Source organism: Arthrobacter sp. zg-Y20 (genome assembly GCF_030142075.1).
GTDB lineage: Bacteria > Actinomycetota > Actinomycetes > Actinomycetales > Micrococcaceae > Arthrobacter_B.
This window is the reverse complement of sequence record NZ_CP126241.1, coordinates 325,199-346,183: the sequence shown is the minus strand read 5'-3', so window position 1 is coordinate 346,183 and position 20,985 is coordinate 325,199. Positions and strand designations below refer to the sequence as shown.

At 64.3% G+C, this 20,985-nt stretch carries 21 protein-coding genes; 13 read left to right on the top strand and 8 right to left on the bottom strand.

What is annotated here, in order from left to right:
* The first annotated feature begins 64 nt into the window (after positions 1-64).
* Both QNO06_RS01735 and QNO06_RS01730 read left to right on the top strand, forming a co-directional pair.
* Entirely contained in the window at positions 65-2,182 is a 2,118-nt protein-coding gene (locus QNO06_RS01735) for an NAD(P)/FAD-dependent oxidoreductase (protein ID WP_227913068.1), read from the top strand.
* Positions 2,183-2,266: 84 nt separating this feature from the next.
* The gene (locus QNO06_RS01730; RefSeq protein WP_227913067.1) at positions 2,267-2,548 is read left to right on the top strand and encodes a hypothetical protein; all 282 of its coding nucleotides are present in this window, start codon (positions 2,267-2,269) and stop codon (positions 2,546-2,548) included.
* 10 nt (positions 2,549-2,558) lie between these two features.
* Here QNO06_RS01730 and QNO06_RS01725 read toward each other — a convergent pair whose 3' ends face one another.
* Positions 2,559-3,143, bottom strand: coding sequence for a TetR/AcrR family transcriptional regulator (locus QNO06_RS01725; protein ID WP_227913066.1), 585 nt, complete (start codon positions 3,141-3,143; stop codon positions 2,559-2,561).
* A 55-nt stretch (positions 3,144-3,198) separates the two neighbouring features.
* Here QNO06_RS01725 and QNO06_RS01720 point away from each other — a divergent pair, with 55 nt between their 5' ends.
* The 4 genes from QNO06_RS01720 to hxlA are packed head-to-tail and all read left to right on the top strand — an operon-like array spanning position 3,199 to position 6,635.
* Positions 3,199-4,683: an MFS transporter gene (locus QNO06_RS01720; RefSeq protein WP_227913065.1), complete on the top strand. Its 1,485-nt coding sequence runs from the start codon at positions 3,199-3,201 to the stop codon at positions 4,681-4,683.
* A gap of 36 nt (positions 4,684-4,719) precedes the next feature.
* The gene (locus tag QNO06_RS01715) at positions 4,720-5,385 is read left to right on the top strand and encodes an SDR family NAD(P)-dependent oxidoreductase (protein ID WP_227913064.1); all 666 of its coding nucleotides are present in this window, start codon (positions 4,720-4,722) and stop codon (positions 5,383-5,385) included.
* Positions 5,386-5,390: 5 nt separating this feature from the next.
* Complete coding sequence (hxlB, locus tag QNO06_RS01710) at positions 5,391-5,966, top strand: 6-phospho-3-hexuloisomerase (protein WP_227913063.1); 576 nt, start codon at positions 5,391-5,393, stop codon at positions 5,964-5,966.
* A gap of 45 nt (positions 5,967-6,011) precedes the next feature.
* On the top strand, positions 6,012-6,635 hold the full coding sequence (gene hxlA / locus QNO06_RS01705; RefSeq protein WP_227913062.1) for a 3-hexulose-6-phosphate synthase: 624 nt from the start codon (positions 6,012-6,014) through the stop codon (positions 6,633-6,635).
* A 61-nt stretch (positions 6,636-6,696) separates the two neighbouring features.
* On the opposite strand, the gene QNO06_RS01700 is transcribed toward hxlA, so the two are convergent.
* Both QNO06_RS01700 and QNO06_RS01695 read right to left on the bottom strand, forming a co-directional pair.
* Positions 6,697-8,202, bottom strand: a complete 1,506-nt coding sequence (locus QNO06_RS01700) for an MFS transporter (RefSeq protein WP_227913061.1) — start codon at positions 8,200-8,202, stop codon at positions 6,697-6,699.
* 1,235 nt (positions 8,203-9,437) lie between these two features.
* On the bottom strand, positions 9,438-10,142 hold the full coding sequence (locus QNO06_RS01695) for a DUF3800 domain-containing protein (RefSeq protein WP_284162483.1): 705 nt from the start codon (positions 10,140-10,142) through the stop codon (positions 9,438-9,440).
* 149 nt (positions 10,143-10,291) lie between these two features.
* On the opposite strand from QNO06_RS01695, the gene QNO06_RS01690 reads away from it, so the two are divergent.
* Entirely contained in the window at positions 10,292-11,113 is an 822-nt protein-coding gene (locus tag QNO06_RS01690) for a DUF1883 domain-containing protein (protein WP_227913058.1), read from the top strand.
* A 1,214-nt stretch (positions 11,114-12,327) separates the two neighbouring features.
* Here QNO06_RS01690 and QNO06_RS01685 read toward each other — a convergent pair.
* Complete coding sequence (locus QNO06_RS01685; RefSeq protein WP_227913057.1) at positions 12,328-13,056, bottom strand: DUF2511 domain-containing protein; 729 nt, start codon at positions 13,054-13,056, stop codon at positions 12,328-12,330.
* A gap of 176 nt (positions 13,057-13,232) precedes the next feature.
* Positions 13,233-13,436 carry an Lsr2 family DNA-binding protein gene (locus QNO06_RS17015; protein ID WP_227913339.1) on the bottom strand — a complete coding sequence of 68 codons (204 nt, stop codon included), beginning with the start codon at positions 13,434-13,436 and terminating at the stop codon, positions 13,233-13,235.
* Between the two features lie 231 nt (positions 13,437-13,667).
* Here QNO06_RS17015 and QNO06_RS01680 point away from each other — a divergent pair, with 231 nt between their 5' ends.
* Complete coding sequence (locus QNO06_RS01680; protein WP_227913056.1) at positions 13,668-14,597, top strand: RHS repeat-associated core domain-containing protein; 930 nt, start codon at positions 13,668-13,670, stop codon at positions 14,595-14,597.
* A 543-nt stretch (positions 14,598-15,140) separates the two neighbouring features.
* Positions 15,141-15,377, top strand: a complete 237-nt coding sequence (locus QNO06_RS01675) for a YbjQ family protein (protein ID WP_227913055.1) — start codon at positions 15,141-15,143, stop codon at positions 15,375-15,377.
* A 21-nt stretch (positions 15,378-15,398) separates the two neighbouring features.
* Here the strand turns inward: QNO06_RS01675 and QNO06_RS01670 are convergent, their stop codons facing one another.
* Positions 15,399-16,004 carry a class I SAM-dependent methyltransferase gene (locus QNO06_RS01670; RefSeq protein ID WP_227913054.1) on the bottom strand — a complete coding sequence of 202 codons (606 nt, stop codon included), beginning with the start codon at positions 16,002-16,004 and terminating at the stop codon, positions 15,399-15,401.
* A gap of 83 nt (positions 16,005-16,087) precedes the next feature.
* Positions 16,088-16,636 carry a hypothetical protein gene (locus QNO06_RS01665; protein ID WP_227913053.1) on the bottom strand — a complete coding sequence of 183 codons (549 nt, stop codon included), beginning with the start codon at positions 16,634-16,636 and terminating at the stop codon, positions 16,088-16,090.
* A gap of 131 nt (positions 16,637-16,767) precedes the next feature.
* Here QNO06_RS01665 and QNO06_RS01660 point away from each other — a divergent pair, with 131 nt between their 5' ends.
* The 4 genes from QNO06_RS01660 (at position 16,768) to QNO06_RS01645 (ending at position 20,063) form a co-directional block, all read left to right on the top strand.
* Complete coding sequence (locus tag QNO06_RS01660; protein WP_227913052.1) at positions 16,768-17,790, top strand: NADPH:quinone reductase; 1,023 nt, start codon at positions 16,768-16,770, stop codon at positions 17,788-17,790.
* A gap of 131 nt (positions 17,791-17,921) precedes the next feature.
* Positions 17,922-18,050 (top strand): hypothetical protein, encoded by a 129-nt coding sequence (locus QNO06_RS01655; protein WP_269439735.1) that lies wholly within the window; start codon positions 17,922-17,924, stop codon positions 18,048-18,050.
* Positions 18,051-18,127: 77 nt separating this feature from the next.
* Entirely contained in the window at positions 18,128-18,856 is a 729-nt protein-coding gene (locus QNO06_RS01650; protein ID WP_227913051.1) for a GAF and ANTAR domain-containing protein, read from the top strand.
* A gap of 70 nt (positions 18,857-18,926) precedes the next feature.
* Positions 18,927-20,063, top strand: a complete 1,137-nt coding sequence (locus QNO06_RS01645; protein WP_442860167.1) for a DNA polymerase IV — start codon at positions 18,927-18,929, stop codon at positions 20,061-20,063.
* On the opposite strand, the gene QNO06_RS01640 is transcribed toward QNO06_RS01645, so the two are convergent.
* Positions 20,032-20,898, bottom strand: a complete 867-nt coding sequence (locus QNO06_RS01640; RefSeq protein WP_227913050.1) for a helix-turn-helix domain-containing protein — start codon at positions 20,896-20,898, stop codon at positions 20,032-20,034. The genes QNO06_RS01645 and QNO06_RS01640 overlap by 32 nt on opposite strands.
* Positions 20,899-20,985 lie beyond the last annotated feature (87 nt).

Below are 20,985 nucleotides of genomic sequence, written 5' to 3'. Positions count from 1 at the left end.
GCAGAAAACCCAGCCTTCTTTCCGCAGATGTTTACAGTGTAAACATCAGCTGTAAAGTACCACTGTGAGTACAAAAACCTTCCCCCATTTGATGTCCCCGGGCCGCATCGGCCCCATGGACACGCACAACCGGATTGTCCTGCCCGCCATGGACATGAACGTTTCCGAGCACGGTGAAATTGAACAGACGGAGATCGACCACTACGTCTCCCGCGCCGCCGGCGGCGCCGGTCTGATCATCACCGGTGCCTGTGCCATCGCCTTCCCGCACGGCGCCGCTTCCATGAAGGAGCCCGGACTCTCAGATGACAAGTACATCCCCGGACTGAAGGCCCTCGCAGACGCGGTCCACGCCGCCGGAAGCAAGCTGTGCATCCAGTCCACCCACCACGGCAAAGTCGCCCGCGTGGATGTGGCCAATGACCGCCCGGTGCTCGCCCCCAACCAGCCGGACTACACCTATGACATGTCCGCCCTGGCCGACAGCACCCGCGAAGAGCTCGGCAAGATGGGCGCGGCCACGGCCGGCAAGAAGACCGAATACCGCGACATGACCGGCGAGGACATCGCCTGGCTCGTCTCCACCTGGGCCGACGCCGCCGAGCGCATCGCCAAGGCCGACGCCGACGCCATCGAGATCCACGTCGCTCACGGCTACATCCTCGGCGTGTTCCTGAACCAGCGCGACAACAAGCGCACCGACGAATACGGCGGATCGCTGGAAAACCGCGCCCGGCTGGCCTGCGAGGTCATCAGCGCAGTCAAGGCGCGGGTGGGCGACCGCCTGGCCGTGCTGGTCCGTGTTGCCGGTGAGGAATACGGCCAGGAAGGCGGCCTCTCCCTCGAAGAAGCCGTGGAGGCCTCCAAGCTGTTCGAACAGGCCGGCGCAGACGCCATCCACGTCACCGGCTGGGGACGGAACCCGTTCGACAACTTCACCGACGGCCCCCTGCCCAACAAGGTGGGCGCCTACCTGGAGAACGCTGCCGAAATCAAGAAGCACGTCAGCGTTCCCGTCATTGCCGTCGGCCGGATGCTGCCGGAGGTTTCCGAAAAGGCGCTGGCCGCCGGACAGATCGACTTCGCGGCCATGGGACGCCAGCTGCTGGCCGACCCGGAACTGCCGAACAAGCTCCGCGACGGCAAGTTCGACCAGGTCCGCCCCTGCATCAACTGCTACCTCTGCGTTGCTGAGAACTTCTTCGACGACACCCCGTTCTGCGCGGTCAACCCGGCGCTGGGCAATGAAGCGCTGCTGCCGCTGAAGCCGGCCTCCGCCACCAAGCACGTGGTAGTTGTGGGCGCCGGTCCGGCCGGGCTGGAAAGCGCGCGCGTGCTCACCGAGCGCGGCCACCGGGTCACCGTTGTCGACAAGTCCGACCGCCTCGGCGGCACCATGTGGTTCTCGACCATGACCACCCCGGACAACGAGCGCCTGCTGAAGTGGTTCAAGTCCGAAATTAAGCGGCTGAACATCGCGGTGAAGCTGAATACCAAGGCCACGGTGGAATCCATCAAGGCCCTGCACCCGGACCACGTCATCATCGCCACCGGCGCCGTGCGCCCGAAGCCGGATTTCCCCGGCGGCGACCTGCCCAACGTGCAGACCGGCGACACCCTGCGGGCCATGATGCTCGGCACCGCCACCGCTGAAGAGGCCGGCGCCCTGCTGAGCACCCTCGGCAAGCTCGGCCGGCTCTCCGGCGTCACGAAGAGCCCGGAGTTCGTCCGCCAGTTCACCAAGTTCTGGCTGCCCATGGGCAAGAACATCGTCGTGATCGGCGGGTCCCTCGTGGGCCTGGAACTGTCCGAATTCGTGGCTGAACGCGGCCGCAATGTCACGCTGCTGCACGAAAAGCAGCAGCTCGGGCTGCCGCTGGCCATGCCGCGGCGCTGGACCGCGGTGAAGGACGCCGAAAAGCACGGCGTGAAGATCCACCGCAACGTCTCCGTCACGCGGATCACCCCCAAGAGCGTGGAGTGGACCGAGGACGGCGAGAGCTTCTCGGCTCCCGCGGACATGGTGGTCTACGCAGACGGCACGACGTCGGCCTCGCCGCTGGCGGACGAGCTGCGGGCCGCGAACCTGGGCATCGACGTCGACGTGGTTGGTGACGCGGGTGCGGTCAACTACATCCACGGCGCCATCCACTCCTCGTGGAAGGTCACCACGGAGCTCTAGACCGTAGGAGCGGCTGCGCCCCGCGTGGGTGCAGCCGCCCTGCCTTTTCGGCAGCGGAGCCTGTAGCCGTGGCACTATCGACCCATGACACCGGCTGAAGACGTTCCCGTTGCCCTCCGCGCCACGGCCTTTATTGCCCCGTCGCGGTGGCTGCACCGGCCCAGGCGCCGACTCCGCTACGACGCCTGGTGGAGCGACGGACGAGTGGAGTTCGACGTGGATCTCTTCGCCCTGCTGCGCGGACGGCACACCACGGACGCCGGGACCATCCGGGAAAACCTGCATCGGCATTGCCCCCGGGCGGGAACCGGACCCTGGATAAACGAGGCCGGAAGCGTCACCGACGGGCCCGCCGCTTTGGCGTAACCGCCATGATTCAGGATCCGGCTGCGGGAGCCAGCAGCCGGCAGGCCGCCGCGACGGCGGCCTCCCGGCGCCGTGCCCGGGAACTGTGGTCCGCTGCCGCTTCCCCGGTGAAAAGACGTTCCGGAGAATGCGCCCAAGACGTGGCCAGCCCGAACAGCAGCGTCATCAGTTCATGCGGATCCCACGCGGGATCGATGAGGCCCTCGGCTTGCGCACGGGCAACGTCCTGGTCAGTTGGCCCCGGACGTCCGAAGGAGGCCTGCGGCAGCAGGTCCTGCGCCCCCTCCAGGCGAGCCCAGTCGAGGATGCGCAGGTGCTCGGGGCTTTCTGCAGCGTGGTCAAACATGGCGCCGACAAACCCGGGCAGGTCCTGTGCATCCCGTGGAATACTCGCCGTGGTCTCCTGCAGGTTGCCCGCCAGCACAGCGGTGAACAGGGCGTTCTTGCTGCCGAAATACGCGTAGATCCGCTCCTTGCTGGCCCGGGCTTCTCCCGCGATGCGGTCCACCCGGGCACCGGCCAGCCCGTACTGCGCAAACTCCTTACGTGCCGCTGCCATGACCCTGGCACGGGTAGCTTCGCCGTCGCTTCTCATCCCTGTAGTCTAACTAAGCCAACCAACCAGTTCGTTTGATGAGGAATTCCCCTTTATGGACCGCACCACCCCTGCCGGAGCCCCTCCGGCGCACGACCACTCCGCGCACCCGCACCGCTGGCTGCTGCTGGCCGTGCTGGCCCTTGCCCAGCTGATGGTGGTCCTGGACGGCACCATCGTGAACATTGCCCTGCCCGACGCGCAGCGTGAGCTCGGGATGTCCGACGGCGACCGCACCTGGGTGGTGACCATCTACGCGCTGGCCTTCGGTTCGCTGCTGCTGCTCGGCGGCCGGATTGCCGACTACTGGGGGCGCAAGCGCACCTTCATGGTGGGCATGGCCGGTTTCGCCGTCGCGTCCGCCATTGGCGGCTTCGCGGAAAGTACCGAAATGCTGCTGGCCGCCCGCGGACTGCAGGGCGCCTTCGCCGCCCTGCTCGCCCCGGCGTCGCTGGCCATCCTGACCATCACATTCCCCACCGGCAAGGACCGGATCAAGGCCTTCGCCGTGTACGGCGCCATCGGCGGCGGCGGCGCGGCCATCGGCCTGCTGCTCGGCGGCGTGCTGACCCAGTACGCCAGCTGGACCTGGTGCCTGCTGGTGAACGTGCCCATCGCCGTCGTCGCCATGGCCGCCGGCCTGCCGCTGATCCGCGAGAGCAAGGCGCACGGCAACACGCGGTACGACCTGCCCGGCGCCATCCTGGTGGTGGCCGGCCTGGCGTCCCTGGTGTACGGCTTCTCGCAGGCCGAAAACGGCTGGGCCCGCGTGGAAACCATTGCCTTCCTGGCTGCCGGCGCCATAATCCTGGCGCTGTTTGTGTGGGTGGAGAGCCGCGTCTCGAATCCGCTGCTGCCCCTGCGCGTACTGGCCAACCGGGTCCGCGGCGGTGCGTTCCTGACCTCTGCGCTGACCGGTGCCGCACTGCTGGGCGGCATCCTGTTCCTGATCTTCTACTTCCAGATTGTGCTGGGCTACTCGCCGCTGAAGTCGGGTCTGGCCTCGCTGCCGATGACCCTGGCCATCATGGTGGGCGCCGGCGTGCTGTCCAACCTGCTGCCGCGCACCGGCGTCCGCCTGCCCATGACCGTGGGTCCGGTGGTGGGTGCGGCCGGTCTGGTGTGGCTGTCCTTCATCTCGGTGGAGGGCAACTACGCCGTGGAGGTCCTGCCCGGACTGATCCTGCTGGGCCTCGGCCTGGCAATGATCTTCGTGCCGCTGCAGAACGTGGCGCTGGCCGGGATCGATGAGCACGACGCCGGTGTGGCCAGTGCCGCTGTCTCGGCCACCCAGCAGATCGGCGGGTCTATCGGCACCGCGCTGTTCACCGCCGTCTACACCGCTGCCATCACCGCCTACATGAGCAGCGCCAACGCGGCCCAGCCCGCCGCACAGCTGGAGGCGCTGGTCAGCGGCTACTCCACCGCGTTCATCTGGGCCGGCGTCGCGCTGTTCCTGGCCGCACCCATCGGGTTCTTTATGATCCGTCCGGCCAAGGAGGACCTGTTGAAGGTTCCCGACGCGGCACACGTGGGCTAACGGAATTATTCGGCACCCTAACCAGTTGTAAGCACCATGACTACAATCGCGATCATTGGTGCAGGACGCGGCCTCGGAGCTGCCGTCGCTCGACGGTTCGGCGCGGAGGGATTCTCCGTTGCGCTGATTTCCCGGAACCAGGCCAAGCTGGATGCGCTTGCCGAAGACCTCGGCAAGGCCGGTGTCCAGGCCCGCGGCTTCGCTGCCGACGTCCGCAACCCGGAATCGATCGCTGCGGCCCTTGAGGCCGCTGCCGAAACCCTCGGCCCGGTAGAGGTGCTGCAGTACAGTCCCCTGCCGCAGAAGGACTTCATGCGGCCCGTCCTCGAGACCACCCCGGCGGACCTGGTGGGTCCCGTTGAGTTCTCAATCTACGGACCGGTGGCTGCAGTCCACCAGGTGCTGCCCGGCATGCGGTTCCTGGGCGGGAACCGCGGCACCATCCTCTTCGTCAACGGTGGATCGGCCGTTAAGCCCGGACGCGGCGTCACCGGAACCTCGGTGGCGTTCGCGGGCCAGGCGGCCTACGCGCAGCTCCTCAATGAGGTCCTCGGCGAGGAGGGCATTCACGTGTCCCAGCTCATCATCGGCGGACGCATCATCGAGGGCGATCCGGAAAAGGATCCCGACGTCCTCGCAGGCGTCCTGTGGGACCTCCACACCCGCCGGGACACGTTCCGCCACCAGATCAGCACGGACTGATCCGGGTGACTGAGATTTCAGGGCAGCCCTCCGTTCCCGCCAGCCTGAGCCTGCTCCAGGACGAGCTTGCCGCGGCGGCGGACGGCCTGCAGGAAGACCAGCTTGCCGGTCTGGTGAACGAGATCCGGCAGGCCCGGCGGGTCTTCGTCACCGGCGGCGGACGCAGCGGCCTTGCGCTGCGCATGCACGCCATGCGCCTCATGCACCTCGGACTTACCGTGCACGTCGTAGGCGAAACAACGACGCCGGCCATCGGCCCCGGTGACCTGCTGATTGTTGCCTCGGGATCCGGAACCACTGCCGGCGCAGTAGCCGCTGCGGAAACAGCCGTCTCCGTGGACTCCCGCGTGGCCGCGCTGACCACCGACGGCGAGTCGAAGCTGGCCGGGATAGCGCACCATGTGGTCCTCATTCCCGCAGCCCAAAAGACCGATCACCGCGGCACGGCCTCACGCCAGTACTCCGGCAGCCTCTTCGAGCAGGCACTGCTCCTGGTGCTCGACGCCGTCTTCCACACCCTCTGGAAAATCGACGGCACCCCCGCCGAGGACCTCTGGCCCCGGCACGCGAACCTCGAATAACGCGTGCCCCCTCAACTTCCATCCCCAGTTAGCAAAGGAAACACCATGAAACTTCAACTCGCCATGGACGTACTGACCGTCGAAGACGCCCTCGAGCTCTCCGGGAAGGTCGCCGAGTACGTCGACATCATTGAACTCGGCACACCGCTGGTCAAGAACGCCGGACTGTCCGCCGTCACGGCCATCAAGGAAGCCCACCCGGACAAGATTGTCTTCGCGGACCTCAAGACCATGGACGCCGGCGAACTCGAAGCCGACATCGCTTTCAAGGCCGGCGCCGACCTCGTGACTGTCCTCGGCGTCGCCGATGATTCCACCATCACCGGAGCCATCAAGGCCGGCAAGGCCCACGGCAAGGGCGTGGTGGTGGACCTCATCGGCGTCGATGACAAGGCGGCCCGCGCCAAGGAGGTCACCGACCTCGGTGCCGAGTTCGTAGAGTTCCACGCCGGTCTCGACGAGCAGGCCCAGGACGGCTATGACCTCAACACCCTGCTGACCGCCGGCAAGGAATCCGGTGTCGCGTTCTCCATCGCCGGCGGCGTCAAGCTGGCTACCCTGGCTGATGTCCAGGCCTCGGGTGCGGACGTGGCCGTCGTCGGCGGCGGCATCTACAGCGCCGATGACCCCGCTTTGGCCGCCAAGGAACTGCGCGCCGCCATCAGCTAGCAGGACAAGCACCGCAGGAAAGAGGCCCGGGACACCGGGCCTCTTTCCGTGTCCGGAGCCGCTATCCGTTCTCCGGACCGCCGTTCTTCGCGCGGGCGCGGAACATGCCGAACCCCACCAGCAGGGCAGCCAGCGCGGTGAGCGTGCAGGCGGCGAGCGTGGTTCCGTCCCGAAACTGCCCGGCCTGGGCGGCTGTCCACTCCCCCGCGGCAATGCTGCCCGTGAAGGCGGCAGCGATGAACGTGCCGGCAAGGGTGATGCCGACGCCGGTGGCCAACTCCCCGGCCGTGTCAACGAGGGCCGCGCCCACGGTGGTGCGGTCCGCCGGCAGCCCGCGCATCACGTTGTTGCCGGAGACCACGCCCACCACGCGCATTCCCGCCGCGACCAGTACCATGGCCACGGCAGTCCAGGGATAGCTGCGCTGGCCGAACACGGCGTAAACGGCAAGCCCGGCCACCACGGCGGCAGCGCTCAGCCGGGCGGCGTGCTCAAGACCGATCCGCTTAATGAGCGGGCCAATCAGCGCACCCCCGGCAATAAGGACCGCAACCTGCGGAAGCAGCCCCAGAGCTGCCTGGGCGGGGGTCCATCCCCACTCGAGCTGCAGCTGCAGGGTCACCATGTAGCCCAGGCCGGCAACGGCCAGTGCCGCCGCGGCTTTGAAGGCCAGGCCGCTGGACACCAGCGGGCGGGCCACCAGGGCGAAGTCCAGCAACGGGTTGGCCGCATGCCGCTGGCGGAACGCGAAGCCCGCCCCCGCCAGGACCGCCACCGCGGCCACGGCTTCCGGGCGCCCGGAAGCTGCGCCGTCTCCGACCAACAGCGCGGGCACGGCCAGCACGGACACGATGGTGATGGTGCCGGCGAGGGCACCAATCAGGTCAAGGGGCTGGGCGTGGAGTTCGTCGGCGCGGTCCGCGGGGATTGCGGCGCGGATGCAGATGACGGCGACGACGGCGATCGGCACGTTGACCAGCAGCAGCGCCTGCCACGGGGCAGCGGCCAGCAGGAACCCTCCGGCTGCGGGGCCGATTGCCAGGCCAACCAGCCCCACGGTCGAGATGAGCGTCAGGGCCCGCACGCGCAGCCTCTCATCGTCAAAGAGGCGGAAGGCCAGGGCCATCGAACCCGGGGTGGTCATGGCGGCAGCAACGCCCATCACGGCGCGGACCCCAATCAGCTGCCCTACGGAGGTAACAGCCAGGGTGGCCATGCTCGCAGCGGCTAGGAGCACCAGCCCGGCCAGCATGACCTTGCGGCGGCCGGCCCGGTCGGCGAGCGCACTGAGCGCGATCATCAGCCCGCCGAAGACCACGGAATACGAGCTGGTCACCCACTGCAGGGCCGCCGTCGACGCACCCAGGTCGCGGCCGATCGTGGGCAGCGCAACGTTCAGGACCGAGTTATCCAGCATCTCGAAGAGGAACACCGCGGACAGCCCGGTCAGGGCGAGCCACGCCGCGCGCAGCGACTGCGGGGATTTCCCGGGCGGTCCGGCGGGGCCGGGTGCGGTCGCGGCGGCAAGTGCCTGGCCGGGTCCGGAAGCAGGTGGGCGGTTATCCATAGCGCACTCCTCTGATTAGGGAGAAGTGGCTGCCCGGCGGGCGGCGTATGCGTACAGACCCAGGGCCGTATTTTTACTTCCGGTAACAGGAGGTTACTGCCGTGCGGTGTTTGGGCGCAACGGCTCCAAAAACTACCCGGCGGGCGGTCGCGGAGCAAGCGGCGCGGAGCACAGCACACGGCCATTACTGTATGCGGGGAGCTTCGCTCCTGAGACTTTAACCGGCTGCGCCGTTCCGTTTCGGCTTTGGATGGTACTGCCCGCCCTTCTCTTGGCAAGCCGGCGCCGGGAGCTTTCGCGGCATATCCTCACTCGCTTCGCGCCCTCCGGTATTCCACGGTCCCCCGGCTCCGGCTGGCCAATTCACTTCGCGGGCAAGTCTTGACGGCGTTGCCGAAAGGAACGGTGGCAAAGAGAAAAGGAGCAAGTCCGTGAAGCAACTCATCACCCCGGAACAGGTATCCCGTAAATACGGTGTCAGTGTCCAGGAGCTGGCCGAATGGCGAGGCCGAAACATCGGCCCGGACTACTATCTGCTGGGTAAGCGGGTCATCCGCTACCAAACGTCGACCAATGGTTCCGCGACCCCGCCAACGCACGCTGGCATGATTTCCCCGCAGTGGCATTCGCCAACACAAATAAAGGCCTGGAGGACAGCACCATGCCGTGGTTAAGTATCGACATACACCGCCCGCTCACCTGGTGGCGGGCAACACCGGATCAATTGGATCAATTGGCTCCGCGAGTGGCGGATCCGGATGTGTGAGCCCGAGTGCCCCGCTGGGAGTCATACGACCAGAACTGGAAAGCCATCGGGCAGGCCCTCGAGGATGTCGGAGACATTCTCGCCTGCGGCTCGTACGAGGACAGCCCCGCACCGGCGGAACTTTACCGCTGCCCCGCTGCTACACATAGGTTGGGGCGACGGCTGGTGACTTAGATCCTGAAGGTAGTCTGCAGCTGGCGTGCGCTCCGGGGGAACAGAGCCGGCATTGCCGACCCTGAAACGGAACCGGGGGCGATTCACACCGCGGCACGGGCAATCCCTACGCTAAAGGGGCACGTAGAACACGTCTCATGAATTCTAGTGCTGGGGACCTCCAGGAATCCGTATCTAACTTTTCAGCGAACTCTAGGTTTATATTTTGGCTTGTAACAAGTTTTCTATACAGCTATAGTCATAAGCGCAGACCCCCCCACACACGTGGATCAGGGGGTCTAGCTGTTTAACCGACTCATATTTCTTGCGGGCTGCGTCTGGGATCCCGTTCGCTGAGGTACTTCTCAAACCACTCCCAGGCAAACTCGTTCCTCGGATGCCGGTCTATCGAAGAGTTGGCGCACCAAGCCACGAGGTCCGCCATCTGCACGAGCTGTGAGCTTCGGGAGTCCAGGTGGATCGCGTCTTCGATCACGCGCCGCTGACTGAGCCGCAGGTTCCGGTGGGTGCTGCGGTATGAGGTGTCGCTTCCGTCACCGTCCATGAAAACAAGCGCCAATGAATCGGATCGTGCCAGTTCCGCTTCCAGACGATCAACTAGTGCCGCATAGGCCTGCTGGCGCGTGTGCGCGATGTCCTCGGGTTTCCCTTTTCGGTACACCGCTCCAAGACTCAGTCCCTCGGTGTTTCGTAGCGTTTCCAGACACTCCAAAGCAACCTCCCGTCCGAAGTCTTTCCAATACTCGACTCCGTTGTGGATATGCCGATCCGGGATTTGCGTGGAAATACGGCCGCGCCCGTTTACATACTCAGTGGTGTGCAGCTCCTGAGTGAGAGGGATCCTGTGCTCTCGCCAAAGGCGTTTACGCATCTGCAGCCAGTTACCTAGGGCGGAGGGCCAATGGTCGGGAGTGAACTCCACCCATCCATATACGACTAGTCCTGACCGAGGGTTGCCGGAGTCATCAACATAGATGAGCCGGTTGAGAAGCGAAGGCACCGTCATACTCTATTCGCATTTGGCCACCGGCTTACGGGCGTTCTCATGCAAACTCCAAGAACCATTTACTCATCAGGTCCGGCGTCGCCATCTCCAGTTGTGTCAGTTTTTGCTCATACACTGGGTTCAACGCAATCAGGGGGACCAGTATGGCAAACTTTCAAAGCTACGATCTGAAGCAGGTTAAGCGCGGATCCACGGTTGTGGTCACCCTAAAGGGCAGCGCCGCTAACGTGCGCCTACTTAATTCGTCCAATTTCTCCGCTTATAAAGCAGGAAGGCGGCACCGTCTACACGGCGGAGGGCTCGTCAAAAGGTCTCCCCACCGGATGACGGTGCCTCGTGATGGACATTGGTACGTGACAGTTGACCTCATCGGCATGGCCGCGAACGCTCGGGTGAAGTCATCAGTGTCTGTAGATCCGCCACCATTGCCTGTCGCACGTAGCGCGAAGCCATCTACGCTTTCTCAGGTACGGGCGGAGCTTCCGCCGGCTGTAACATCCAACGCCTCTCTCGAGGTGTGGGATGTTTTCATCTCCCACGCCAGTGAGGATAAAGTCGCCGTAGCCCGTCCCCTACGAGAGGCGCTTGAAGGATTCGGCGTACGAGTTTGGTTCGACGAGTTTCAGATGGGAATCGGTGACAGCCTGCGAAGGAAAATTGACCAAGGTCTAGCTCGGAGCGCTTTCGGAGTAGTCATTTTATCTGAGCACTTCTTCTCAAAAGGATGGCCTCAATACGAGCTGGACGGGATGGTAACTCGCTCGGTTTCAGGCGAGCAGAATCTTCTTCCGATCTGGCACAAAGTAACAAGAGACGAGGTCATGGCGGAAAGCCCCTCGCTAGCTGACAAGGTCGCCAGGTCCACTAGTCAGTACACTGTGGCCGCAATAGCTGAAGAGATTGCGCGTCGGGTACGGCCGGACCTGTTTGATGACTCTGAGCAGCTCCTCAAAGAGGACCTGTAGGCGTGTGACATTGAGTCCAAACCCGATCAGAGCATGTGACGAAACAACGGCCTTATTGTGCCCCGCCGATCTACCTGACAAGAGCCGGGGAAGGTGGCGAAACTGGCCAGTTGTCCCGCTTAGGGATCCTTGACAGCACACTTTTCAACGGACTCTCACTTGACCTTTAGACCGGCTTGCGGACACTTCGGCGGGAGGGACGTCATGTCGCCTCGAATGCAGGCGCAGCCACCCGTAGCATGAATTCATGACAGAGCTGCAGAAGATTGGCGTTACTGTCGGGACCGATTGGTTGCCGCCTGGCAGCTCAGCAGAAACATGGGTGGGAAGCAACTGTCCTGCCGCAGAGCCAGCAGTGGTCACGCGGCTGCTCATCATCCGACGGATCCTAGGCCAGGAGCCGGAATTCTTCTGTGTTCCAACTACCAGAGGACTAAATCTCCCGACCCGTTATTTGTACGACCGATCTAGCCGCGAGTCCCTATCTTTAGGTACTTCGCGACTGATATGGGAGATTTTCGAGAAAGCTGACGTCATGGTCCACTGCATTGGCTTTGTTCGAAATGTGGTCTCGACTCCCAACTCCAACTACATCTACCCTGTGCCCTGGGCTCACGTGCCCGTATTTCTAGTTGCCAGCTCCGAACAACCGATTGCTGTTGGAGAGTGGATTGGAGTTGACCGTGCCCGATTAGAGCTAGCCGACCGACACTGGTGGCCAATCGTCGAACATTACTTTGCCGGGGACGACGGCTGACGCTTGAGCAAAGCTCTCGCAAGCTCCCAGGCCGACCGTACAGGGATCCCTCTATGGCGTATGTGACGCACCGGCCTAGCTCAATGAGCAACAATGATCACAATTCCCACCAGGAGGCAGAGGTTGTGAAAAGGTTCTATGTCGCGTCGAGCTTCAGCAATAGAGCTGGGAGCGAAGCTCCCTTCAAACTCGACGAGCAAAGCAACCAAGTCAAAGGCAGGATCCACCGTGGGGATGGGCTGATCCGTACCGGTTGGAGCTGCCTCTCGTCGAGAGAGGCGGATCCAACCTGACTCCTACTACCTGCTTCGCGACTGGACCGCTTAGCAAAACATACTGCAGGGGCTTCCGGGCACGGTCGGACTATGCCATTTCCCGATGTTGGAAAACGACCGTTCGCCGACGCACGACGCTTCAACCTCCGATACGGCCCACACGAGTCCTGCTCTTGGGAAGATTAATCACAGAGCGCAAGAGCGGCATCAATGACCGGGCTGATGTCTTTTTTTAGCCCGGAAACATCTGGATTCGACGCCCAAATCGGATCAATGTCGAGAAAGTTGCCGTGATCCTTGGCTGTTCCGTTTACTGCGTAGGTCTTGCCATTTGAATCATCTACGGTCGCCACTTGGAGGGATCGTCCTGACACTGTGATGTCCTCACAGTGTGCAACTACATAAGGAACGGTCAGCGGCCACTCATCTCCGAATGTGGTGCTGACCATCAGACCGGGATCTTTAGCCACCTCAGAGGGCACGTCGACAGGGGCCTGTACTTTTTCGTCTGTTGGTAGATAGCTTGCGCAAAGTCCGTCCTGAGGCTCTCCCAGCGTGACCATTGGGAACCTGACGACAACATAGCCAGCACTCCCACCAAGACCATCCAGGCCCCCTCCTGGCTCGTAGGTGCGGTCAACGCAGACCTCGGATTCATTGACGATGACCCCCTCAAAGCTCATACCTTTCCAAATGGGAGCATCGGGGAGTTCAGCCTGAACTGCGGCCTCTGCCGCGGCCACACGTTCCGTATCAGTCATCTTCACGGCCGGAGTCGCTGGTGCCGACGGTGTCGGAACCGCTGGGGCGGAAGTCTCCTCTGCGGTTGAGGGAGCCGGCGCGGCGCAGCCGGCGAGAAGCAGAGCGGAAAGAGCGACACCGGAAAGGGCCTTAAACCCAGAAGTAATCATGCGCTCACTGTACCGAGACCATTGGGATCACCCGCTCTGAACCATTCGTACGGTTTGGGGGTATCCGGATGAATTTTCCGGAGATGTGATTAAAAGCCGATAATAGCGCATATGTCAGTCCTCTCCGGGGAAAGCTTTCCGAGCTTATCCGTAAGGGCGGAAGCGGGCCGGCCTGTTTAGGAGCTGGCTGCTTGATAGGCCTCGACGATGACTTTGCTGATCCGGCCCCGACTGCTGGGGCTGTAACCGTTCTTCTCCGCCTCACGGATACGGTGGGTTTCATCCCGAGAAGAAATCTTTGAGCGCTGCTGGGGCCCCGCCCTGCCACGAACTTTACGACCCTTTTCCAAGTAAACGCTCAACTCGTCGCACCAGAACACCTGATCGCCATCCCACAGGAACACAGATTTCCGTGTTTCCGTGTTAGTGCCTCTTGAGAGGGGCGGAAGACCACCATGGGGAAAACACCTGTTTCTATTCGCAAAGACAGGTACTGTCTCGCCGCAGACAAGCGCATAACGCCGGGTTTAGCGTGCACTCACCGGAGCAATCAGCCTCCGCGTCAGTCTCGATTTCTTCGGGGGTCATCATGTCCATAGCGTTATCCCGCCGTGCCCAAAAAGGACGGCGCCGGGAACCTCACCGCCGACCCCTCCGGGACGTACAAGTACAACGGGGCCGAACAGATGACGACGGCCACTGTTGGCGGGAAGGCCTACACCTACAAGTACGCAGGCCCAGCCCAGAACGAGCTGCTGTCCCAGACCACGCCTCAGGGCACCTATCAGCTCACCTACGGCCGCACGGACGCGCAGGGACTACCGGTGATTGAGCAGTTGAAGAAGGACAACCTCACCGCCTATGTGGAACATGATCCGGTCACCGGTGAGCCGCTGATGCTGCGTACCAGTTCCGGCATGCAGTCCCTGTATGTTTACGACGGCACCGGTAACCCTGCCGCCCTGATCACCAGCGGCAAGTATGTGGCCTTCGCCTATGCCTACGATCCCTACGGCAGGCCCGCCCTCACCGAAGACTCTGGGGGCCTGGGCGTGCCGCAGAACCCGTACACCTTCAAGATCGGGCTCCAAGACCGGGCCACGGGGTGGGTGAAATACGGCCAACGCTGGTACAACCCCGGCATCGGACGGTGGACTCAAATGGACACCCTGGACACCCCCCTTAACCCGGCTAATGCCAACCGCCATGCGTACGCAGCTAACGATCCCGTCAACAACTCTGACCCACTCGGTCTCTTCTCACTGGGAGACGCTGTTGGAGGACTAGCCGACGCCGTAGTGGGCGCTGTAGGCACTGCTATAGGTGTAGGTTTGAAAACTTCTATAGGTGGCTGGGTCGCCGGCGCTGCCGGCAGTTGTTTAGCCGGTGCCCTAGGTGAAGGAATCGGCAATGCCATCGATGAGGAGTCAACGTCTCTAGGAGACGTAGGTGCCGCCTGTGCTGTAGGAACAGGGGCATTCGTTGCTGGAGGACTCGTGGGGGCAGGTATTGGCAAGGTGACGGGAGCGGCACAGCCGTGATCTGGTGGTATCTAATACCCGCTGCCCTTTTGTGCCTCACAGCACTATCGCTCGCGGTTCTTCCCTCCCATATGGGAGGGACACCATCGCAACGACGAAAATATTATGCCGCTTCCGTGGTTTGCACTCTCATAGGAGCCGCCCTCCTCCTAGCGACGGTAAACTGGTGACGCTTCTTCACTAGCATTACCGGTGAGGGGCCGAGTCTTCCGCGGAAGGACTCGGCCCCTTTCTCGCGTCCTCATAAGTTCCCAAAATACCGGCGGTGTCCTTCTGGCTGGTAAAGGCCGCATTACCGTGTTGGCCAACGATCTTCTGACGGGGGCGCGTTGTCGGCGGCCCGGTGACCTTGGCTTGGGTGTGGTGGACGCGCAGCGTGTCCTTGCGGCGGCCGGGGAGCGCGCGGCGGAGGCCGCCGCACGCGCACCCAGGGAATTTCGGGGCACACGACGGAAGGGCCCGGAATCCCTTGATCTGCGATTCCGGCCCCTCCCCCCCCGGCCTTTCTATCTACCCGGCTTCGGGCACGGCTGGTTTAGCGGAGTGAACAAGAGTGTCGGTGCGGACCTGCTGGCCGGCCTGTCCGATATCCGGCAAACCGCCCTCGCCAAGTTGAAGGAGGAGGCCTACGCGCTCGGATGCAACGCCGTGATCGGCGTGGATTTCGATTACCTGACCATGGATCCCGAAACCGCAACCAGTTCCGGCGGCACCCTGTATCTCCCCTTCCTCTTTGCGGTCACCGCAAACGGCACCGCCGTGGTGCTCGAAAAGAACTAGCAGTCCGGGCAAAGCCGGCGGTTAGGCCCGGCCCAGCACCGCCACCAGGAAATCAGACTCCGGCGTAAACAGCCGCAGGTCCCAGGTGCCGAAGCGCTGCTGCACGGCCAGCCCGGCCGCGGCGGCGTCGTCGAAGAACGTGTCGAAGGCGTAGCCGCGGTTTCCGCCGAAGCCCGCCACAATCCGGCCGTCGCGGGCCAGATGGTTCCGCATCCGCGTGAGCACGTCGACGGCGGTGCCCGGCGCCAGGAATGTCATGACGTTTCCGGCGCACACAATCAGGTCAAAGGGCTCGGCCACGCCGGCGGCGGGCAGGTCCAGTTCCGCCAGGTCGCCCACAAACCACTGCACCTCGGGAAAGTCCTGCCGGGCGGCGTCGATCAGTTCCGGGTCCACATCCACGCCCACGACGGTGTGGCCGCGCCGGGCCAGTTCCCCGCCCACCCGTCCGGGACCTGCTCCGGCGTCGAGGATCCGGGCACCCCGCGGCAGCATTGCATCCACCAGCCGGGCCTCGCCGTGCAGATCAGCGCCGTCGCGGCGCATCTGCTCAAACCGGGAGATGTACCAGGCCGAGTGTCCCGGATTCTGTCGCTTCTTGGCTTCCCACAGGGTTTCGTGTCGCATGCTTCCAGCCTACGTCCGCAGAACGGACGCGGCCGTCCGGGCAGCCGCGAAGGCTGACCGGACGGCCGCAGTCCACGCTCGGCCTAGGCCTGCGCCGCTGCCTTGCTCTTGCGGTGCTGCTTCCTGGCCTTGAAGTAGTCACTGGACGGCTTCAGGAACAACAGCACGGTTGCCGCCAGGGTCAGGACAACGGATACCAGCGTCACCCAGGCAACCTCGTAAACATCCACAAGGCTCCCGGAGAACTGCACCCGGGTGTTCAGCGCGGTCAGGACCACAACCACAATGAGCACAATCCTCGGCCAGCCGTGGCCCATCCGGGACAGCAGTGCCAACGCGATGAGGACGAGGGCGGTGATGATGCCCGCCGTGGTAAAACCTTCGATCTGGTTATTGGCCCAGATCTCAGCGTTTTCCGGCCCGAGGGAGCGCTCCATCTGGGATTTGTACCGGTCCTGGTTTGCGGTCACGATCGCCACCGGAATGCGGATCAGCACCGTAGCCGCTGCAGCCAGCAGGAGCCAGAAGGCGGTTTCCACCGTCTTCGCCCGAGCCGGAGCCATGGCTTGGGTTGGTGCCGGAGCTGCGGGCTGGAATCCTCCGGAATTGCTGTAACTGGTCTCTTGAGACACGTTTCTTTCCCCCATAGAACTGACGTATTCAACGGCGGATCCGCCGCGTCGGTAGGTAGCATAACGGACAGTGTGCTGACTTTTTCATTCCGGGCGGGAATAGAAGAAGGGCGCCGTGTCTTGTACCGCAAATGAAAGCAATCGTGTACTCCACCACAGGCCCCTCATCCGTCCTCACGCTCGAGGAGCGCGACGTCGCCTCGCCCGGTCCGGGGGAGGTGCGGGTCCGCGTCGTGGTCTCCGGCGTGAACCCCACCGATTGGAAGGCCCGCGCCGCGGGAAACCTTGCCTTCCCCGAGGTGGTGCCGAACCAGGACGGCGCCGGCACCATCGACGCTGTCGGCGAAGGGGTGTCTGACCTGCAGCCCGGTGACCGGGTGTGGATCTACCTCGCGGCGCACGGCCGCCCCACCGGCACCGCACAGGAACTCACGATTCTGCCGGCCGACCGTGCGGTGAAGCTGCCCGAGGGCATCGGATTCGACGTCGCGGCCAGCCTTGGCGTCCCGGCCATGACTGCGCACCGCGCGCTGACCGTGCATGAAGAAGGTCCCACCCGGCTCGCCCCGGGCGCCCTCGCCGGACGGACCGTCCTCGTCCAGGGCGGCGCCGGCGCTGTCGGGCACGCCGCCATCCAGCTTGCCGTGTGGGCCGGTGCCACCGTGATTGCCACGGTCAGCAGCGATGCGAAGGCCGAGCTGGCGCGCGCTGCCGGCGCCCAGCACATTGTCCGCTACCCGGACGACGCCGAGGCGGACCGGATCCGCGAGATCGCCCCGGACGGCGTCCACCAGATCGTGGAGGTCTCCCCCGCGCAGAACGCGGCACTCGACGTGGACGTAATCGCCAACCACGGCAGCATCGCCTACTACGCGAACAACAACGGCGAGGAATTCACCGCGCCGATCGTCGCCAGCTTCGCCAAGAACGTCCGCTGGCAGGGTGTGCTCATCTACACTGTCGGTGAAGCGGCCCAGCACGCCGCGGCAGAGGACATCACCGCAGCTCTGCGCGACGGCGTCCTGCCGGTGGGTGAATCCGCCGGGCTCCCGCTCACCTGGTTCCCGCTGGAGGAAACCGCTGCCGCGCACGACGCCGTCGAGAACGGCACCACCGGAAAGATCCTCATCCGCGTGGCCGAAGAAAACGCTTAGTCAAGGGAAGTAAGGTCCGGTGCCGGACCGTGCGGGGGTTACGCCCGGCCGCGGCCGGGTGCAGGATGGGTGATACCCACCGAGGCAGCTGGACCTGAGCCTCAACCCCCAGTGAGGAAAGGCAGAATCCCATGGCAGATTTGGGCGGCATGGCAGACAAGGCCAAGGACGCGGCCAAGGATCATCCCGAGCAGGTTGATCAGGCCAAAGACAAGGTCAAGGACAAGATGAGCGGCAACAAGGACGACGAGCAGAAGTAGCTGCAGGCAGGAGGCCGGGCCATCCCCAAGGGATGGCCCGGCCTCCTCGCTTTCGGCGTGTTGGATAGGCTTAGAACATGTCAGTCCATACCCCGGGAACCTCAGTCGCCGCGCAACTGCAGAAGCTTATTCTCGACCACCCGGTAGTGAGTCCGTTCCTGGAGGCCTTTGCCGTCCATGCGGCTGACCTGTTCAGTGACCCGACCAAGCTTCTCTGCAGCATTACCCTCAAGCGGGACAAACACGCCCAGACCGTGGCCACCAGCGGGCCGGAGGCGATCGAACTGGACGAGCTGCAGTACGGGTACGGCGACGGGCCCTGCCTGCACGCGGCGGAGACTGATGAACAAAGCCTGGTGGACGACACCGGCACGGACCCCCGCTGGCGGGAGTATTTCGAAGAGATCCGCAGCCGGGGCTATCACTCGATGCTTGCTGTGCCCTTGCTCATTGGGAACGACGGCGGCGCCGCCCTGAATCTCTATGCCCGGGCCAAGGGGATCTTCTCGGAAGAGCTGACCGGCCGCGTTCAGGAGTATGCGGAGGAAGCTGCCATCACCCTTCAGGTTGCCGTTCAGATCGCCAACCACCAGGACATGGGTGAGAACCTGCGCAAGGCCATGGAATCCCGCACCGCCATTGACGTTGCGGTTGGCATTGTCGCCGGCCAGAACCGCTGCAGCCAGGAGGAGGCCTTCGCCATCCTCGGCCGCGCCTCCAGCAACCAGAACATCAAACTGCGCGAACTGGCCGAGCGTTTGGTGGAATCGGTCACCGCCGCCAAGGTGGCAACCCACTTCGCCTAGGCGTCTTTCGGAGTGCAGCGTCCGGTGATTCTGCTGGTCGCGGCAGCCGCGCCTGCGGCACACTGGTCGCGTGAGCGGAAACCATTGGGTGCTGCACGTTGACCTCGACCAGTTCATTGCGGCCGTTGAAGTGCTGCGGCGCCCGGAACTGGCGGGCAAACCGGTGATTGTGGGCGGCCGGGGCGACCCGACCGAACGCGCCGTGGTCTCCACCGCGTCCTACGAAGCGCGGGCGTTCGGCGTGGGCTCCGGGATGCCGCTGCGGATCGCCGCCCGCAAGGTGCCCGACGCCGTCATCCTCCCCGTGGACACCGAAGCCTACCTGGCCGCGTCCGACGTCGTGATGGCCACCCTGCGTGCCCAACCCGGCGCCGTCGTACAGGTGCTGGGGTGGGACGAAGCCTTTGTCGGCACGCAGACGGAAGATCCGGAAGCCTACGCCCGGCACCTCCAGTCCGCCGTGCTGGAGCAGACGCAGCTGCACTGCAGCGTGGGCATCGGCGACACCCTGGTCCGGGCCAAAAACGCCACCGACCTGGGCAAGCCCGCCGGCGTCTTCCGGCTCACCCGGGAGAACTGGCTGGAGGTGATGGGTGCCCGCCCCACCCGGGAGCTGTGGGGTGTCGGCGCCAAGATTTCCGGCCGGCTGGCCAAACTCGGCATCAGCACCGTTGCGGAGCTGGCCGCTGCCGATCCGCAGGCCCTGGTGCCGGAGTTCGGCCCGAAGATGGGGCCGTGGTACGCGGAGCTGGGCCGCGGCGACGGGTCCAGCACGGTGGATGACACGCCCTGGGTGGCGCGCGGGCACAGCCGGGAAACCACCTTCCAGCAGGACCTTACCGAGCCGGCACAGGTGGAAGCCGCCGTCCGGGAGCTGGCCGCGAACGTCCTGAAGGACGTCGCGGCCGAGGGCCGTCCGGTGATCGGCTTGACCCTGAAAGTCCGGTACGCACCGTTCACCACCAAAACGCACGCGCGGAAAATCCCGGAAACCTTTGACCGGGACGAGGTCCTGGCCCGATCGCTGGACCTGGCCGGCGCCATTGAGCCCGGTCGTCCCATCCGGCTGCTGGGCCTGCGTGCGGAAATGCCGATGCCCGATGACGCGCGGAAGGGACACACGCCCACCCGCGGCGGTTGTCGAGCGCGGCCGCGGCCGGCGCGGGGGCCTCCGCTCAACCGTCCAGCTGAAGTGCCGTCGCCGTGACAGCCGAGACGCGCAGGAAATCGAGTTTTCCTGCCGCCTCGGATCCGGCGGCAGCCGTGTAGGCGACAATGTGCAGGTCCGTGCCGGCCACGGTGAAAATGTCGCAGTCCAGCTCCACATCCCCGACGACGGCGTTCTGCACCACTTTCATTTCGGACTGGTGCTCGCTGACGGTTCCGCTGTCCCACAGTGCACGGAACCGTTCACTGGAGGCAGTCAGATCAGTAATTAGCTCCTGCACCCTGCGGTCATGCGGGTACCGTCCGTAAGCGCGGCGCAGGTCCGACACCAGGGACGCTTCAAAAAGCTCCAAGCTGTCCTTCGGACAGATGATCCGAATTCCGCTGCTGCCCAGCGTTCGCCCGGCAAAGTGCGAGCGCAGGAGATTGGGACGCCCCTTGTCGGGCGGGATGGGCTCCCCGAGAAGGGCCGCCCACAGCGGACTGAAGGACAGCAGGTCCCAGGCGGCGGTGAACACGGCCACCGGTACTTCACCAAGCCGCGCCACCAGCCGCTGCACGCCGGGCGGGATATGCGTCGGAACTTCTCCGGGCCCGGGCGGAAGCAGCCCGGAAATCTCGAAGAGATGCGAGCGTTCGGTGTCGCTCAGCTGCAGCGCACGTGCCAGTGCCGCCGCCACCTGGGCGGAGGGCCGGCGGGCACGGCCCTGCTCAAGGCGCACCAGGTAATCAACACTGACACCTGCCAGCTGGGCCAGCTCCTCCCGCTTCAGCCCCGGCGCCCGCCGGAACCCGTAAACGGGCAGGCCCGCGTCCGCCGGCTGCAGCCGGTTCCGCCAGGAACGGAGAAGGGCACCCAAGTCAGAATCCTGCATGGCTAGAGTGTGACAGCCGCAAACCGGTTCTGGGTGGCACTGGCAGTCCCTATGCTGGCCCGTGCCACGACATCAGTCCGCAGCGGA